Source organism: Streptomyces sp. NPDC058964, assembly GCF_042741275.1.
Lineage (GTDB): Bacteria > Actinomycetota > Actinomycetes > Streptomycetales > Streptomycetaceae > Streptomyces.
This window is the reverse complement of the sequence record NZ_JBHYKH010000865.1, coordinates 1-2,088: the sequence shown is the minus strand read 5'-3', so window position 1 is coordinate 2,088 and position 2,088 is coordinate 1. Positions and strand designations below refer to the sequence as shown.

Annotated in this window: 1 protein-coding gene and 1 pseudogene; both read right to left on the bottom strand. The window is 75.9% G+C overall.

The annotated features are described in order from the left end of the window. Positions 1 to 776, bottom strand: a 776-nt coding sequence (locus tag ACFW2E_RS45750) for a hypothetical protein (protein WP_384477795.1), incomplete at its 3' end; no start/stop codon positions are given. Then, a pseudogene (locus ACFW2E_RS45745) lies at positions 769 to 2,088 on the bottom strand (hypothetical protein); the annotation flags it as partial. The gene ACFW2E_RS45750 and the pseudogene ACFW2E_RS45745, both read right to left, overlap by 8 nt.

Here is a 2,088-nt window from a genome sequence, read left to right as displayed (position 1 = left end):
CCGTATGGGGGTGTTGCTGTAAAGTCTTGGGTGGTCCCGGCGACCAGCCGCAGCGCCCGGGCCAGCCGTTCCCCTGTCAACCGGGCCTCCAGGGAACGGCGTTGCTCCACGGCAGCGGACAGTTCCTCGCGCAGCAGCCGGTCGAGCCCGGAGGGCTGGGGTCGGTCGGTGGCCCAGCGGGGGACGACCGCCCGGACCTCCATGGCCCGCCAGGGTGCCGGCCATGAGCACAGCCGGTTGCCGTTCCGGCCGGCGACGGAGTCGCGGCCGAGCGCGTCCCAGTCGTCCTCGGCGACCACGGCGACGGATGCCTTCGGCGCGCCGGGACGCACGAGCAGTCCGGTGAGGCCGGGGGCCGGGCTCTCCGGATCGGGGCCGGCCGGTACGCCGGGAACCGGAGACCGGCCGTCGTGGATCACGTGCAGGAGCAGATGACTGTCCACTGGACGCGCGTCCAGTCGTACGGCGTCGGCGTCAAGCCGATCGTGCAGTGCCGCCGCCAGCGTGCGAACCGCCGGTTCCGGGCCGCTCAGGGCGACGCGCAGGCGCGGGTCGCGGCCCGCCGTCAGAGCCGCCAGGTCCTCGGCCGGCGCCTCTGCGAGCCCGCACGCACGCGCCAACGGCAACCCGGCCAGGGCGGTGACCGCCCGGACCAGGGGAGCAGCCCGGCCGTCGCCGGACGGTGCCGAGCGGCGCGCGGCGTCCGAGGCGCCGGACGGCCTTGCGGGGCCGACCCGTTGGGGTCGCCCGGTACCGGCCCGCACCGGGCTAGCCACGTCCGACCCCCCTGACCACCCGGCCCTTGCGCAGACACCGAGGGCCGCCCTCCGAGTCCGCCCTGACGAGGGGTGGCGAGGCGATCCACTGGATCGGCGGGGCCACGCGGTCGCAGACGTCCGGCTGCTCGAAGTAGTCGTGGGAGCGGGGCCCGGTGAACAGCAGGGTGAGTTCGCCCGGGTCGACCACGGCTCGGCGGCCCGCCCACCCGGCGGTGTGTCCCAGTTGTCCGGCCACGGCGAGCCGCCACTGCCACCACCAGCTGTCCACGAGAGCCGGTGCCTGGTGGTGGAAGCCCAGCACGGCGTCCAGGGAGTGCACCCAGTTCACGGCGAATTCGGCATCCTCCGGCCGGGCCCACCCCCAGCCGTCCACCGGTTCCGGGTACACGCTGGCCAGCAGGGTGAGCGAGCGGGTGGCCTTCTTGCGGAAGTCCTTGCGCTCCCAGGGGATCCAGCGCCGCGTCCGGGCGTCCTGCCAGTGGCCGAGGCCGCTGTCGAGTGCCAGCAGGCGGTCCGCCTGCCAGATCCGCAGCAGCACCGTGAGGAGCAGGTCGTCGTCCCGGGGGGAGTCGAGGAGCACCGCGAGCCGCTCCCCGGAACGGTCCTCGGGCTCTGCGGCCAGGGCCGATCGCAGGAGCCCGGTCACCTCCCCGCGTTCGTCGGCGGAGAGTTCGGCCCAGCTCGGGACGTCGGTGCTCAGCCGCACCTCCTCCACCTCGTACTCAGGAAGCGCGGGCACGGCGACCACGCTCGGCACGCGCCCGGCCGAACCGGACTGCGCGGGCGCGCCGGGGCCGGGGTTCAGGCCGCACCGCCGTGCCAGCGCGGCGAGGACCGACGCCTCCCGCAGCCTGTCCGCCTCGCTCAGCCGCAGCAGCGCGAGGTGACCGCGGGTCCACAGCGCGGCGGCCTCCCCGTCCGTGGGGGACGGCTCCGTACCGAAGGCGAAGTGGGGATCGTCGTGCCTGTCCCAGATGTCGGCCAGCGCGAACTGCAGCTCACGCCGGAAGCGGGCGCGCCGCGCTTCGTCCCGCGCGCTCTCGGCCCGGAGCGCCTCCGACTCCGCCTGCGCCCTTCGCCGGTCCTCCTGGTCGGCCTCCTGCGCGGCCTGCCGTGCGCGTTCCTCGGCGGCGGCACGCGACTTGCGCTGTTCGGCGGCGGCCAGCTCGGCGGTGGTGGCCTCCTCCTCCGCAGAGCCGGCCGCCCGTGCGGCCTCCTCGGCGTGTCGCTGTGCCTCCGCCGCCCGCAGCCGGGCCTGCTCCAGCTCGGGCGCGGGCCGCGGCTGCTGCATCCGCAGGCAGGGGGCCGC